Annotated in this window: 19 protein-coding genes and 3 pseudogenes; 16 read left to right on the forward strand and 6 right to left on the reverse strand. The window is 41.6% G+C overall.

Annotation, left to right across the window (positions count from 1 at the left end):
* The 7 genes and pseudogenes from JCM19055_RS27000 to JCM19055_RS03625 form a co-directional block, all read left to right on the forward strand.
* Positions 1–219, forward strand: a pseudogene (locus JCM19055_RS27000) (GNAT family N-acetyltransferase); the annotation flags it as partial.
* A gap of 86 nt (positions 220–305) precedes the next feature.
* The gene (locus JCM19055_RS03605) at positions 306–611 is read left to right on the forward strand and encodes an HNH endonuclease (protein WP_370542993.1); all 306 of its coding nucleotides are present in this window, start codon (positions 306–308) and stop codon (positions 609–611) included.
* A gap of 22 nt (positions 612–633) precedes the next feature.
* Entirely contained in the window at positions 634–1,026 is a 393-nt protein-coding gene (locus tag JCM19055_RS03610; RefSeq protein WP_042358571.1) for a hypothetical protein, read from the forward strand.
* A gap of 117 nt (positions 1,027–1,143) precedes the next feature.
* Positions 1,144–1,317 carry a hypothetical protein gene (locus JCM19055_RS27005; RefSeq protein ID WP_193745095.1) on the forward strand — a complete coding sequence of 58 codons (174 nt, stop codon included), beginning with the start codon at positions 1,144–1,146 and terminating at the stop codon, positions 1,315–1,317.
* Positions 1,318–1,396: 79 nt separating this feature from the next.
* Positions 1,397–1,543 (forward strand): hypothetical protein, encoded by a 147-nt coding sequence (locus tag JCM19055_RS27010; RefSeq protein WP_193745293.1) that lies wholly within the window; start codon positions 1,397–1,399, stop codon positions 1,541–1,543.
* The gene (locus JCM19055_RS03620) at positions 1,540–1,956 is read left to right on the forward strand and encodes a pentapeptide repeat-containing protein (protein WP_042358573.1); all 417 of its coding nucleotides are present in this window, start codon (positions 1,540–1,542) and stop codon (positions 1,954–1,956) included. Before JCM19055_RS27010 ends, JCM19055_RS03620 begins: the two co-directional genes overlap by 4 nt.
* A gap of 18 nt (positions 1,957–1,974) precedes the next feature.
* On the forward strand, positions 1,975–2,985 hold the full coding sequence (locus JCM19055_RS03625; protein WP_042358575.1) for an LLM class flavin-dependent oxidoreductase: 1,011 nt from the start codon (positions 1,975–1,977) through the stop codon (positions 2,983–2,985).
* Between the two features lie 41 nt (positions 2,986–3,026).
* Here the strand turns inward: JCM19055_RS03625 and JCM19055_RS27015 are convergent, their stop codons facing one another.
* From JCM19055_RS27015 to JCM19055_RS03635, 3 genes are read right to left on the reverse strand one after another with little or no spacing between them, the layout of a single operon-like run.
* Positions 3,027–3,164 (reverse strand): hypothetical protein, encoded by a 138-nt coding sequence (locus tag JCM19055_RS27015; protein ID WP_193745295.1) that lies wholly within the window; start codon positions 3,162–3,164, stop codon positions 3,027–3,029.
* A gap of 50 nt (positions 3,165–3,214) precedes the next feature.
* A complete protein-coding gene (locus JCM19055_RS03630) occupies positions 3,215–3,763 on the reverse strand; it encodes a hypothetical protein (protein ID WP_042358576.1) in 549 nt (182 codons plus the stop codon).
* Positions 3,760–3,978 (reverse strand): hypothetical protein, encoded by a 219-nt coding sequence (locus JCM19055_RS03635; protein WP_042358578.1) that lies wholly within the window; start codon positions 3,976–3,978, stop codon positions 3,760–3,762. Before JCM19055_RS03635 ends, JCM19055_RS03630 begins: the two co-directional genes overlap by 4 nt.
* Before the next feature lie 451 nt (positions 3,979–4,429).
* On the opposite strand from JCM19055_RS03635, the gene JCM19055_RS22555 reads away from it, so the two are divergent.
* From JCM19055_RS22555 to JCM19055_RS22565, 3 genes are read left to right on the forward strand one after another with little or no spacing between them, the layout of a single operon-like run.
* The gene (locus tag JCM19055_RS22555; RefSeq protein ID WP_052365868.1) at positions 4,430–5,176 is read left to right on the forward strand and encodes a M14 family zinc carboxypeptidase; all 747 of its coding nucleotides are present in this window, start codon (positions 4,430–4,432) and stop codon (positions 5,174–5,176) included.
* The gene (locus tag JCM19055_RS22560; RefSeq protein WP_152549732.1) at positions 5,095–6,360 is read left to right on the forward strand and encodes a hypothetical protein; all 1,266 of its coding nucleotides are present in this window, start codon (positions 5,095–5,097) and stop codon (positions 6,358–6,360) included. Before JCM19055_RS22555 ends, JCM19055_RS22560 begins: the two co-directional genes overlap by 82 nt.
* Positions 6,344–6,775, forward strand: a complete 432-nt coding sequence (locus tag JCM19055_RS22565; RefSeq protein ID WP_052365870.1) for a hypothetical protein — start codon at positions 6,344–6,346, stop codon at positions 6,773–6,775. The genes JCM19055_RS22560 and JCM19055_RS22565 overlap by 17 nt, the downstream gene beginning before the upstream one ends.
* A gap of 52 nt (positions 6,776–6,827) precedes the next feature.
* Here JCM19055_RS22565 and JCM19055_RS03645 read toward each other — a convergent pair whose 3' ends face one another.
* From JCM19055_RS03645 to JCM19055_RS28345, 3 genes are read right to left on the reverse strand one after another with little or no spacing between them, the layout of a single operon-like run.
* Positions 6,828–7,433, reverse strand: coding sequence for a hypothetical protein (locus tag JCM19055_RS03645; RefSeq protein ID WP_042358580.1), 606 nt, complete (start codon positions 7,431–7,433; stop codon positions 6,828–6,830).
* Positions 7,426–7,827, reverse strand: coding sequence for a hypothetical protein (locus tag JCM19055_RS28340; protein WP_265181757.1), 402 nt, complete (start codon positions 7,825–7,827; stop codon positions 7,426–7,428). The genes JCM19055_RS03645 and JCM19055_RS28340 overlap by 8 nt, the downstream gene beginning before the upstream one ends.
* Entirely contained in the window at positions 7,809–8,063 is a 255-nt protein-coding gene (locus JCM19055_RS28345; protein ID WP_265181758.1) for a hypothetical protein, read from the reverse strand. The genes JCM19055_RS28340 and JCM19055_RS28345 overlap by 19 nt, the downstream gene beginning before the upstream one ends.
* Before the next feature lie 146 nt (positions 8,064–8,209).
* Between JCM19055_RS28345 and JCM19055_RS28350 the strand changes: the two genes are divergently transcribed.
* The 6 genes and pseudogenes from JCM19055_RS28350 (at position 8,210) to JCM19055_RS03670 (ending at position 12,571) form a co-directional block, all read left to right on the forward strand.
* Positions 8,210–8,545 carry a hypothetical protein gene (locus JCM19055_RS28350; RefSeq protein ID WP_265181759.1) on the forward strand — a complete coding sequence of 112 codons (336 nt, stop codon included), beginning with the start codon at positions 8,210–8,212 and terminating at the stop codon, positions 8,543–8,545.
* A gap of 276 nt (positions 8,546–8,821) precedes the next feature.
* A pseudogene (locus tag JCM19055_RS28355) lies at positions 8,822–9,313 on the forward strand (ABC transporter substrate-binding protein); the annotation flags it as partial.
* A gap of 63 nt (positions 9,314–9,376) precedes the next feature.
* Positions 9,377–10,339: pseudogene (locus JCM19055_RS03660) on the forward strand (FecCD family ABC transporter permease).
* A complete protein-coding gene (locus tag JCM19055_RS03665) occupies positions 10,336–10,890 on the forward strand; it encodes an ABC transporter ATP-binding protein (RefSeq protein WP_370542974.1) in 555 nt (184 codons plus the stop codon). The pseudogene JCM19055_RS03660 and the gene JCM19055_RS03665 overlap by 4 nt, the downstream one beginning before the upstream one ends.
* Positions 10,891–10,988: 98 nt before the next feature.
* On the forward strand, positions 10,989–11,177 hold the full coding sequence (locus JCM19055_RS31180; RefSeq protein ID WP_370542975.1) for a hypothetical protein: 189 nt from the start codon (positions 10,989–10,991) through the stop codon (positions 11,175–11,177).
* A gap of 170 nt (positions 11,178–11,347) precedes the next feature.
* Positions 11,348–12,571 carry an MFS transporter gene (locus tag JCM19055_RS03670; RefSeq protein WP_042358582.1) on the forward strand — a complete coding sequence of 408 codons (1,224 nt, stop codon included), beginning with the start codon at positions 11,348–11,350 and terminating at the stop codon, positions 12,569–12,571.
* Positions 12,572–12,755: the final 184 nt, after the last annotated feature.

Below are 12,755 nucleotides of genomic sequence, written 5' to 3' on the forward strand. Positions count from 1 at the left end.
TACGAGAAGGTTATTCGATTAGAGGGCTGCACTCGTGTAGACAATATGGCGATGCGAAAAACGTTCCATGCCGCAGGGTTTGTGAAAGAAGCCTATTATAGAAGTGGTTGGGTTGATGAAGATAGGACAGTCTATGATGGTCTCAGTTACGCGAAAACGAGGAGCGATTGGCTTCATGGAACTATAACACCGATTCAAATGGACGACGAACCGTTTTAATTGAGCGTGTCATGGAAGTTTTCATTTTGCAATTCATGCTATAATGCATGTAAATTCGACAATGTTTTGGTAGAAGGAGGACAATGATCTTGAAGACTACTGTAGGAACGTGTGAATTGTGTGGCAGACAGGATGTGAAGCGAACGATTCATCATCTTGTACCTAAAGAAGAGGGTGGTGCATTTGAGCCAACATCCCTTTTATGTATTCCTTGCCATAAACAAATTCATGCTCTCTACACGAACCAAGAAATTGCCCTGCGATTAACGACGGTGGAGTCGCTTCAGCAAGACCCGAAGTTGCAATCATTTATTAAGTGGATTCGTAAGCAACATTCTTCCACAATTCCGAAGACGACAAAGTCGAATGCCAAACGGCAAAAAGGGAAATAAAGCGAAGGGAGGATGTTTTGTTATGGACTTAAATGAATACGAACGAACCGTTTCTTTACGAGTCTCTTTTGCGCTCGTCTTTATCGGACTACTTATTACGTCATCTGTACTCATTTATAATGGTTTTACGATTGTGGACACATTCTTGTATTTAATTGGCCTCCCTTTACTTGGGGCGGGCATTGCCATATTTCTTACGATGACATTTGTCAGTCGAGGACTTAAAGAGCAACGCTTTTTAAAGTACGGCTTTATTATTGGGATCATCGCCCCGATCATCGCGATCATTTATCATATGAATCAAGGTGTAACACTTGCGACATACACGATTGTTCTTGCGATTTGTCTCACGTTAATATGGATTGGGATGTTTGTGCTTTGGCATTTGCATTTAAGGAGAGTTGCTGAATCGTAAAAGATTGGCAAACGCACATTCTAGAATCCATTCATTTGTTTATGATAAACTAGTCCTATGTCTACAAAAAAAGCTTTTTCCTCAATTTCTCGGTAACTTTTTTTTACAATACTTAATGTGTCTGTTTGTCTCGTCGTTTTTGTACTTGCGCTCATTGGCATCGTAACAGGTGTTAATGAGATTAGAGATACGGCAATTGTATTGATGCCGCTCATTCTAGTTACGAGTTTTCTATCTAGACGTAGAAAGCGACTCGAAGAAGAGCAAAGTAAAGACAAAGAAAGCAAGTGAATCGGCGTTAATGATTCACTTGCTTTTTTTGCAGATGTGAATTTCTAGTATAATAGAACGAATAAGGGGGAGTGAATGGATGAAGGAAGAAGATTTTGAAGTTGTTCAACCTAAAGATATTGCTCTCGACGATCAAGTTCGTGTGAAATATTCGAGTGAGAACTTAAAGAATACGGAGTTTGCACACATCTCAAATGTAAACGGAAAGTCTCATCATGCACGTTGACTGGATCAGAGTTTCTTCATTCTGATTTCAAGAACAGTAAGTTTTCTTCGTCTACATTGCATGACACTATTTTTCTTGAGACGAATTTGACTGGTGTGAAGTTTACGAATTCTACGATGAAAAAAGCGTCGTTTGAAGGATGTACGCTCGTAAGTACGACGTTTAAACATTCAACATTAAATGATTGTGATTTTAGTCATGAGACGTTAAAAGGCGTTAAGTTTAGTTATTGTTCACTTAAGAACACGTCATTTTATGGAGCGACGTTGCAAAATGTCAATTTCCAACATTGCAATTTAAGTCGTGTCGATTTTCGAGATGCAATGATTGATCGCGCAACGCAATCATACATGAGAGGGACCAATGCGGACCTTTCGGAAGCAAAGATTGCTTCTAGACGTGACGAGGATTAGAAATGAGGAGACCCATTTATGGATAAGAGCATACAACTATCGTTACTAGATTTAGCAACGATGTACAACGGTGAATCAGCAACAGAGACGCTGAATAATTCCACTGAACTCGCACAACATGTGGAATCATTAGGGTTTACACGGTATTGGTTTGCGGAGCATCACAATTCGAAATATCAAATGAGTACATCACCTGACTTACTTAGTGCACATGTAGCGGCGAAGACGAGCCGTATACGAATCGGTTCAGGGGGGATTATGCTTCCAAATCATAGTCCATTAAAAGTGGCAGAGAACTTCGCATTACTTGAAGCTTTGAACCCAGGTCGAATTGATTTAGGAATTGGACGTGCTCCTGGAACAGATGGGTTAACGGCGCTCGCGCTTAGACGCTCACGTGAAGCAGTCGTGCGCGATGATTTCCCGAGTCAACTTGATGAACTGCTGAGTTACTTTAAAGGGGAGTTTAAAGACGATCACCCATTTGCATCTATATCACACGCTCCTGAACCATTAACACCTGCGCCATTTATGCTCGGTTCAAGTGATGGCGGCATGCGCTTTGCTTCCAACAACGGTCTAGGCTTTGTTTTTGCTGCACATATCTCTCCACAACTTGCCGTACCAATGTTGAGGGCGTATCGTGAGAACTTTAAACCATCGGTGTTTATGGAGCAACCGAAGAGCATTTTAGCGATTATGGTCATTGCTGCAGAAACCGATGAAGAAGCTGAATACTTAGCAGGACCAGCTGAGCTGCAGTGGGTTCGATGGGGAACGGGACAGTTTACGAATCCACCACCAACACTTGAGGAAGCAGCAAATCATACGTATACGATGCAAGAACAACTAGTGAAAGAGGAGAATAAGGGCAAGTTCATTATTGGAAGCATTGAACGAGTCAAAGAAGAGATTCGAACTTTGGCAGATGAAGCGCAAGTGGATGAAGTGATGATTTTAAATATGTTAACAGAGAAAACATCTCGTCATCGTTCTTATGAATTACTTGCTAAAGCCTTTTCACTTTAACAAAAAAAGCAAGCCGTTGAGACCATTCTCAGCGGCTTGTTTTATGCTTTGCGCTGAACGAAGTATTCAGCAATCAATCCGATGCCCGCCCCAATGAGGAGACCGGCTGAGACGTAATCGAGAAACAGTCCAATTCCAAGCCCAATGAGAACCCCACCAGCAATAAGAATGGCAATCACCTCAGGTAATGTGTTTTCTGAATTGTATCATTACTATGAGGGGATTAGATTTAATAGGACTTCTTTTTGCGTCTCTTCTGAGCTTCTTTTTCAGTAATGTAGCGAAAAGTAAGACCAAATAATAACAAAAAGAATGGGAGCCACGTGAGGATTAACCAATCGACAAGAAAAGAAATTCCAAAAACAATCGGTGCTGCAATCATAAAGATGAGTCCTGTTTGTTTTTCAAGTTGCTCTGTGTGGTGAAACGTCTTCAGTCGAAGTAAAAGGTTTGCAACGATAAGAAAGGCAAGTTCCATTAATAAGTAGGTGAAGATCGCAAATGCGATTAAGTTTAATGGAATCGTTAGCCAAAGTGTTTCACTAAGCGATGCACCATAATGAATTAGTCCTGCAGTTAGTGCAGTGACGATTGTCCAAAGAATTGTAGACGTTGGGTGACTTCGATAAGTCTTCCACTCTTTCTTTTGTTGGCCATTTAGTGATGGGTACTGACTCGTTGCAATTAGTCCATTAAGTACATACATGCTAATCATAAATAAAAGGATGACGAAACTAGTGATTACCCATGAACCTTCCATAGGATAGACAGACATCATTGGACGTCACCCCTTTGTGAACGTTTTTTATCAATGCCCTTTTTATTGCGATTGTAATGGTACACACCGAGAAGCAGATAAAGCAGTGTGAGCGTTCCGAAAATCACAATTGGGGGAATTGGATTGGCAAGCAAAAGAATCGATCCGACCATCACAATGAAGGAAAGCGGAGCAGCAAAAGATAAGAAAAACAGATGTTTTGGTCGTTTTTGCATGGAGAAACTCCTTTCTTGTTACATATTCTAGCAAATGTATTAAAAAAGCACCAATTCTAGACGAAAGGCACAATACTTACTTATTGAATTGTAGAAACGTGTAAGAAAATCTCGTTAAATTCGATCAAACGTGATATTTTCTTATAAACTGTAAGAATAGGGAAAAATCTGCACAATGAAAGGGATTTTGATGAGGAAGGAGGATCACTTACGACTATCAGCGTAAAAATCAAACATTTGGGAGGTGAATCTGCTACTAATCAAGGACCTGCAAGAAGTAAGCAGAGAGTAGTAGCAGCGATATGAAACGAGTACATAATTCGATGAAACCGTTACTAATAGCCTTAATATTTTTATTATTCACACCAATTGTAAGTGAGGCTAATGCCTACGAACCGATTCCATACGAGGAAATTCTACCGATCTAGAAGAATACAGTGAAAGTGAACGTATGGAGTTTGAGGTCATTGGGCAAAGCGTTCAAGGCAGGGACTTATATGAAGTTGTGATCTCTCATCCTGGTGTTGATGTTGATGAAGTAAAAGAATTTCGAGAAACGATGCAAGTTGAACCAACAGCGTCGTTACAAACGATTAAAGATGAACCTGACTTTCACGTGCCAATCTTGATTATTGGTGGAATTCATGGAAACGAATTCCCTGGTACTGACGCAGTTTTAGAGCTCATTGAGCGTTTCGCTTTTGAAGAAGATGAGGAGACGCTGGCGATCTTGGACGAGCATGTGCTTGTGTTTAATGTCGTCAACAATCCAGATGGAAGGGAGCTCGGAACAAGACAAAATGCGAATGGGTTTGACTTGAACCGTGACCATGTAACGTTATCGCAACCAGAGACGATGGTGAATATTGACATGATTCGTGATTGGAATCCGATGGTGTTGTTAGACCTTCATGGATTTGTCATCTATGATGATGACAATCCGGGGCTTATTGAACCTACGACACACCCTCACAACCCCAACTATGAACATGACCTCTATTTGAAGTGGGCATTGCCGAATGCTGAGGCGATGGAAGCGGAACTCGTGACAAATCGCGATCAGTATGAAACGGATCGTTACCGCAACATGCAAGGCACCTACATTCATATCGCGATATGGAAGACGGTTGGGATGATTATCCACCGATTTTTACACCGATGTATGCGAATCACCACGGAGTATATGGTCATACGTTAGAGACACCAGATAACAGTTTAGACGGTGTACGTTGGATGGTTGATGCAGTGATGGGATCGCTGAAGTTCTCGAGCGAGAATAAACTCGAAATGACAAAAGATCAACTCGAGATCTTCAAGCGTGGTGTGGAATTTGAACATGTTGATCATCCTGACGGTTATTTTCCGAATGCCTACGTTTTACCTGTAGATGAGCAGAACGCATCTGCAACGATCAAAGGGGTAAATGAGCTATTGCGACACGGGCTCATTGTTGAGAAAACGACAGAAACACTTGAGACGAACGGCCAATCGTATGAAGAAGGTTCTTATGTAGTAAGACTTAATCAAGCAAAACGGAGTTTGGCGAACGTTCTGCTTTGGGACGGCGAAGATATTAGCGATCAAGCAAGCGCTATGTACGATGTATCCGCTTGGAATATTCCTGAACTGTGGGGATTTGAAGCAACACCACTTTATGAGGAAGTAGATGCAACACTTGAACCGGTTACTGAGCTTGTGGAAAGCATAGGTCAATTGATTGGAGATGGACCTTATGTTCTGCAAAATAACGCGGTTGAATCTGTTCAATTCGTTAATGAATTGATTAATGAAGGTGTTGAAGTGATTCGTAGTGAAGAAGGTCATTTTCACATTAATGTTACGCGAAACGAGCAGTTGGAATCATTCGTTGCGGACTCTAATTTATATCTAGAAACGACAGATATTCCTCGTGATGGCTCTATGGTTCACTCGCCTAAAGTTGCCATCTTTAACGATCGAAGTAATCATGGAACGAGGGCAGCGCTCATCAAGATGGGGTATCAAGTGACTGAGATTTCAACAAATGATGTACTTAATCATAAACTAGAAGACTTTGATCTTGTGATTGCGAACGGCGGTCAATTTGACGAGTCAGAAGAATACAAGAAACGTGTTCATGAATTTATCGATGCAGGAGGTCATTACTTTGCCATTGGTCAAAGTGCATCTTCTGTAGCGGTCAATCAGTTGGAGTTAAGTGATGCAACGACACATACAGGTCCAAGAAATAGTAACGGTGTCGTGCACGTAGAGTACACTCCGTCGAGTGTTACCCACGGTTACGATGAAGAAGATCTCGGCTTTGTTTATAATCCGATTTGGTTTTCTGACGTAACAGATGAAGAGGTTGTCGCACGATTTGCAGATGAAGACTTTTTTTAAGGCGGGATTTTGGAAAGATGCAAAGGAAGCTTCTGGTCAACCAATCGTTATTGAAGGAAATAAACCGAATGTAACGATTATGGGCTTAGAACCAGGGTTTAGAGATCACCCAGAGTATTTGTATCGGTTGCTTTCAAACGTCATCTTTACGTCGAGCCAAGTTGAACTCGTTACCCCAGAACGGGCGCTGATGACAATTGAAAACTTAGTCGATGCAGAACAAATTTATTACGCATCAACGATTGATCGTTTGACGGCAGCCGCTGAACGATTGATTGAGGAAGATAATTATGATGCAGCACGAAACTATTGGAACATCGTCATTTGGCAGTGGAACTTAAATTCATTTTCTCGGGAAGCCTATACTGAGCTTCGAGCCGATGCAGAACAATTACTCGCTTACTATGAATCATAGACATAGACCTGCTCCGATGTGGAGCAGGTTTTTTTGACGTAAAGACTAATAACTAAAATCTTCCGTGTGTTAACCAAGGGAAGAACCCATTTAAGAAACGCTCCGTTGCAGGCATAAAATACGAACCAAAATGATAATCAGGATCAAGTGTCGTTACGATCCAAGTTCCGTTTGTACTTGTATTATCGATGTAAAGAACTGCACCACCATCTTCGGTTGTAATCAATTTGTCAGCTTCTTGGCTCGGCCAGAAAACACCGTGCTGATGCCATGTCGCATCTTCCAAGCTAATATAAGTAAACAAATCATGTTCTGGTTGTTGTAAGTGCAAGCCACTCTTAGGGTTTTCTTCGAGCCACCACCAGAAGTTCGTTTCTCGTTCTTCCCAATCTTGATTAGGAATCCATTCCCACGGTTGTGGACCAAAAGCTACGACGATGCCTCCATCCTCGGTAAACTGCTGAATTCTAGCTTTAGCTTGCTTTAACAAGGTTCCGTTTAATTGTGAAGGGACGATTAAAACGTCCACATCTGAAAGCGAAGCATGCTCAAAGTCAGGGAAATAGAAATACTCACTAATAAATTCACGATACTTAGATTCTTTAAATGTTCGATAATGTGAAGCAATTCCGCTGTAGATCACTCCGATTTTACGCATTTGTTTCTTCCCCCTGAATCCGATCATACTCATCATGCACCCATTGCAATAGTTGCGTTGGAATCCGGTTTGTTGATTTGTTTTGAGCGTGGTAGTTGAACAAATCTTTACCTGCATGAACGAAAATGGTTCCGTTTGTGCTTGAGCGATCAATGTAAGTTGTTGGCATTCCACCAGGTAAACGTAAAAGCACTTCGACTTCCTCTTTGTGGGGGTGTGTTCCTCTTGCGAAGAACCCAGCAACGCCTTTATTGAACGTCATCTCTTCTGCGAGTACCCCTTCAAAGATTTCATGTTCACTTTCTTTTGAAATGATGTAATCACGAAAGCTATTTACTGTTTTAGGAACGAATGGAAATGTACCTGGTAACAAATTCAAAAAAAAGATGACCACAAAAAAATCACAATTTTACCATGTTGAAGAAATTCATTGATTCGATCTTGTTGCTGCATCAAAAATTCTTGATCACAAAACTCTTGAATGACAAGGCATTTGTATGGTTCCAAATCGATCGTTGAAAAATCATATTGATCAATCAGATGAAAATTCTCACGTGTAAACGGGTGAGTACGATTACGTAAGCCAAACGCGTGCCCAGGGTCGAGCATAAGCAATGATTGGTCTGTCATAAAGTGTGTACCTCCAATTTTCGTGGTTGACGAATTGTCAAAGTCGATATAAACTACATCTCAGTTAGTGATAACGATTCTCATTATCATTTAAAATGTTATCTTTGTAAAGTAATTCATTATAAATAACTTAGGGAGTGCTACATGTGAAGAAAGAAATAATTGGCTTAAGTTTCGTAAGTATAGCGATTCTTGCCGGCTGTGGTTCTAATACAGAATCGCAAGAAGTTGAGACGACAGCTGAGCAAAAATTAATTGAAGATGAACTCGGGCGAGAAGTTGAAATACCTAATGAGATCGATCAAGTCGTAATGGGAAGCATCCTTCCTTACTTCTCAACATGGTTTGTAGCAACAAACTCAACGGATGAAATTGTCGGTATGCACCCCAACTCTTATAACGCAGCGATAAACTCAATACTTAAAGAGATTTCCCCAGCAGTGCAGATGCAAATACATCGTTTGTTAAAAATGGAGAAGTAAATGTTGAAACGCTCATGCAGCTAAATCCTGACGTCTATTTCGAAAGAGCCAACGAGGAAATGTCAGTTCAAAAAGTCGAAGAGACAGGCATCCCGACCGTTGCCTTGATACAGCGACGAGAACGGATAACCCACTCGATAATTTTGAGCGATGGGTTTCAATTACCGGTGAAATTACGGGCACGAGTGATCGGCCAGATCAAATCATTGAAGAAGGTCGACAGGCACAAGCAGAAGTGATGAGGGACTTGAAGGTGTCTCAGATGAGGAGAAGCCTAGTGTAATGCTATTGCAATATCATAGTGAAAATGAAATATCTGTTGGGGGAGTGAATCACCACGGCAACCGTTGGATCAATGCGACGGGTGGTCAAGATGTTGCTGAAGGCGACATAAATGGCATCAAGGAAGTAAATATGGAGCAGGTATATAACTGGGATCCTGACATTATTTACATAACGAACTTCACAGAAACACAGCCAGAAGATTTGTATGAAAATGTGTTTAGAGGACAGGACTGGAGCGATGTAACAGCCGTCCGAGAACAACAAGTGTACAAAATTCCATTAGGAATTTATCGCTGGATGCCACCAAGTGGTGATGCACCTTTAATGCTGAAGTGGATGGCACAGAAGAATCACCCTGAGCGGTTCGAGTACAGCATAGAAGAAGAGATTAAAACGTATTACGATGAATTTTATGATTATGACATTAGTGATGAGCAAATCTATGATGTTCTAAATCCATCATCAGAGGCAGCAAAATATTAACGTAAGGATGTTCACTAGCGATGAAAGCGACGTTGAAAGGACTATTTTTTTGTACTATTTCCCTTGTTCCTTGGGGTATTGTCACTTAGTATTGGCAGGTTCGAAGTAGATTTTACGGTTCAAGTACAGATTCTTCTCTCGCAGTTTATAGATATTGAGCAGACATGGACCGACATGGAAGAAGCAGCGGTCATCCAATTACGCTTACCTCGAGTCATCCTGGCGATCCTGATTGGTGGAGGTCTATCCATTGCAGGAGCGGCATTTCAAGGGATGTTTGCAAACCCGTTAGTCAGCCCTGACATTCTCGGGGTTTCTGCTGGTGCAGGTTTTGGGGCGGCACTTGGATCTTGTTATTCGGTCACGGATTCTCCACTCAAATTATTGCGTTAATAACAGGGATGTTAGCGATCGGAATTACTTTCCTTGTAGGTGGATTTAAAAAGGAAATGCCGATTTTTATGATGGTCCTTGCGAGGAGTTGTGACGAGTGCGTTATTCCAAGCGTTTATATCATTGATTAAATTTGTCGCAGATCCTGAAGAGAAGCTCCCGTCCATTACGTATTGGTTAATGGGAAACCTCGGTACTGCATCATACTACGACATTTTGATTGGGGCGCCTTTTATTATCGTTGGTATGGTGATCTTACTCGTTTTAAGATGGAGAATTAATATACTCTCTCTATCCGAAGAAGAAGCAAAGTCACTTGGAATCTCTGTAGCGAAGACGAGGTGGCTCGTCATTTTCGCAGCAACGATTATTACCGCTTCAGCAGTGTCTATTGCTGGTATTATCGGCTGGGTTGGGTTAATCATTCCACATATTGCAAGGATGCTTGTCGGAAACAATAATCGCTTCGTACTGCCCGTTTCCATATCAATTGGCGGCTCCTATTTATTAATCATTGATAACTTAGCACGAACGTTAACCCCTGCTGAAATTCCGTTATCAATTCTAACTGCAATCGTTGGGGCACCATTCTTTGCTTATCTTTTAATGCGTACAGGAGGAGGTTGGAAATGAAAATAGAAGTCAACGGCGGGAACTTTTATTACGGAAAAAGGAAGAAAAAGACAGAGCCGTCATTCTTATATCGAAATTCTATTAACCTCAAACTCTGTGAAGGAGAGATTCTGTCCGTATTAGGCCCGAATGGTGCTGGAAAAACGACATTCCTTAAATGCTTAATGGGGCTGAAAGATTGGAAGCAAGGTGAGACGCGCATTGAAGGCAAATCGATTAAAGCTTATTCTTCAAGAGAGCTCTGGAAACTCGTCGGATACGTTCCGCAAGCTTCTAAAATGGCATTCGCTTATTCGGTATTAGAAATGGTTACAATGGGTCGAGCGATGTACATTCGCTCCTATTCACAGCCTTCCGCAAAAGACGAAGCCGCGGCAATGGAAGCATTGGAATCGATTGGAATTGCACATCTTGCATATCAATCGTGCAATTCAATTAGTGGAGGAGAGTTGCAACTTGCTTTAATTGCACGCACGCTCGTTGCAGACCCTAAACTATTAATACTAGATGAACCAGAATCACACTTAGACATCCAAAAACAAAAAAAATAATCTTACAAACGATTAAAAAGCTAGTAAAAGAACAAAACATCACTTGTATTATTAATACACATTACCCTAATCATGCATTCTACTTCGGGGATCAAGTTATGATGGTATCAAAACAACAACCTGTGATTGTCGGTAAAACTGAGGAAATTATGACTGAAGAGAATATGGAAAAGTACTTTAATATTCGCGTGAAGAAAGTTGAGACAGAAGTAGAAGATCGAACGTTTAAATCAATGATTCCTCACTATCTAAGTGAAGCAACGCAAGACTCGCAGTTCAATCTTTAGAATTTGTCTTATTATGAGATGGCTGGTTGATGTTCGGAATGTACCGAGCTTTGACCAGCCTTTTTTTATCTAGGCTGACGTAAATATTCAATGAAACAATGAATCTTAGGTGGTTTAAAACGACTTTCCGTCTTTGTGCTATCATTTGCAGTGAAGGGAAGTGCACCATCATGAATAATCAGGCATACGTGTATAAACGAACACTCATCGTCGTCGTCATTGCACAACTTTTCGGTGGAGCAGGGCTTGCAGCAGGACTTACAGTTGGTGCATTACTTGCACAAAGTATGGTGCAAGGGGAAGCACTTGCAGGTTTACCGGTGGCTCTAATTACGTTAGGGTCAGCACTTGCGGCATTTTTAATTGGACGCATGTCACAACGTCTTGGGCGCCGAGTAGGGTTATCGCTCGGTTTTTTAGCGGGGTTTGTTGGGGCAATCGGGATATTAGTTGCAGCCGTTTTACATAGCATTTGGCTTTTATGGATGATGCTCTTTCTTTACGGGGCAGGTACAGCTTCAAATCTACAAGCACGCTATGCGGGAACGGATTTAGCAACGGATAAACAACGGGCTACTGCGGTGAGCATCGCACTCGTCTCAACAACGTTTGGTGCTGTGCTCGGACCAAACCTTGTTGATGTGATGGGAGACTTTGCTGCTAGCTTAGGAATCCCACCGCTTGCTGGACCATTTATCCTTGCAGCACTAGCGTATGGACTTGCAGGTTTAACGTTGTTTATCTTTTTACGACCTGATCCATTTCTACTCGCTCAATCGTTGCTAGATTCAAAGGAACAACAGAATGAGGTGAATGAAGCAAAACCAATGCAAAAAGGTGTTGTTGTCGGGGCAATGGTAATGATCTTAACGCAGATTATTATGGTTGCGATTATGACGATGACGCCTGTCCATATGGAACATCATGGGCATAGTTTAAGAGAAATCGGACTTGTCATTAGTATCCATGTCGGTGCAATGTATTTGCCATCATTATTTACTGGAATTCTTATAGATCGTCTAGGACGCACGGTGATGGTCGTCAGCTCTGCAATCACGTTACTCGGAGCAGGCTTGCTTGCGGCATTTACGCCTCCAGATTCGTTGTTTGGATTAATTGTGGCACTTGGGTTGTTAGGGCTTGGCTGGAATTTAGGATTGATTAGTGGAACCGCACTACTTGTAGATGGAACACATCCGAGCGTTCGTGCGAAAGTACAAGGCTCTGTCGATGTTTTTGTTGCACTTGCTGGTGCATCAGGAGGAGCAATGAGTGGAATGGTTGCATCGGGGATGAGTTTTTCTTGGTTATCGCTTTTAGGAGGGTTCTTGGCATTGAGCCTCGTACCTATTGTGTTTTGGGCGAAACATTCTCGAGAGGTAGAAGAAGGATAAAGAAACGGAGAGTGATGACTCTCCGTTTTTTCATTGTTAATTAGGCGTCTACGGCAAATCGTCACGTCAATACCCTGATCTTGTAAGCGTCGAACAATATCTTCAATCGTATCTTCCGAACAGTGTTGAGGCTCGTCTATGCAGTTCACATCATTTTCTTGACTGTAGCTTACGTGGTCATTCA

The organism is Geomicrobium sp. JCM 19055 (assembly GCF_000698185.1).
Classification (GTDB): Bacteria; Bacillota; Bacilli; order Bacillales; family Marinococcaceae; genus Geomicrobium_A; species Geomicrobium_A sediminis.

Bases quoted from the DNA above. Each gene is read 5' to 3' on its own strand.
- JCM19055_RS03610 (WP_042358571.1), top strand. From the start codon at position 634: ATGGACTTAAATGAATACGAACGAACCGTTTCTTTACGAGTCTCTTTT.
- JCM19055_RS27010 (WP_193745293.1), top strand. From the start codon at position 1,397: ATGAAGGAAGAAGATTTTGAAGTTGTTCAACCTAAAGATATTGCTCTC.
- JCM19055_RS03625 (WP_042358575.1), top strand. From the start codon at position 1,975: ATGGATAAGAGCATACAACTATCGTTACTAGATTTAGCAACGATGTAC.
- JCM19055_RS03630 (WP_042358576.1), bottom strand. From the start codon at position 3,763: ATGATGTCTGTCTATCCTATGGAAGGTTCATGGGTAATCACTAGTTTC.
- JCM19055_RS03635 (WP_042358578.1), bottom strand. From the start codon at position 3,978: ATGCAAAAACGACCAAAACATCTGTTTTTCTTATCTTTTGCTGCTCCG.
- JCM19055_RS22555 (WP_052365868.1), top strand. From the start codon at position 4,430: ATGGAGTTTGAGGTCATTGGGCAAAGCGTTCAAGGCAGGGACTTATAT.
- JCM19055_RS22560 (WP_152549732.1), top strand. From the start codon at position 5,095: ATGGAAGACGGTTGGGATGATTATCCACCGATTTTTACACCGATGTAT.
- JCM19055_RS22565 (WP_052365870.1), top strand. From the start codon at position 6,344: ATGAAGACTTTTTTTAAGGCGGGATTTTGGAAAGATGCAAAGGAAGCT.
- JCM19055_RS03645 (WP_042358580.1), bottom strand. From the start codon at position 7,433: ATGCGTAAAATCGGAGTGATCTACAGCGGAATTGCTTCACATTATCGA.
- JCM19055_RS28345 (WP_265181758.1), bottom strand. From the start codon at position 8,063: ATGACAGACCAATCATTGCTTATGCTCGACCCTGGGCACGCGTTTGGC.
- JCM19055_RS03665 (WP_370542974.1), top strand. From the start codon at position 10,336: ATGAAAATAGAAGTCAACGGCGGGAACTTTTATTACGGAAAAAGGAAG.
- JCM19055_RS31180 (WP_370542975.1), top strand. From the start codon at position 10,989: ATGATGGTATCAAAACAACAACCTGTGATTGTCGGTAAAACTGAGGAA.
- JCM19055_RS03670 (WP_042358582.1), top strand. From the start codon at position 11,348: ATGAATAATCAGGCATACGTGTATAAACGAACACTCATCGTCGTCGTC.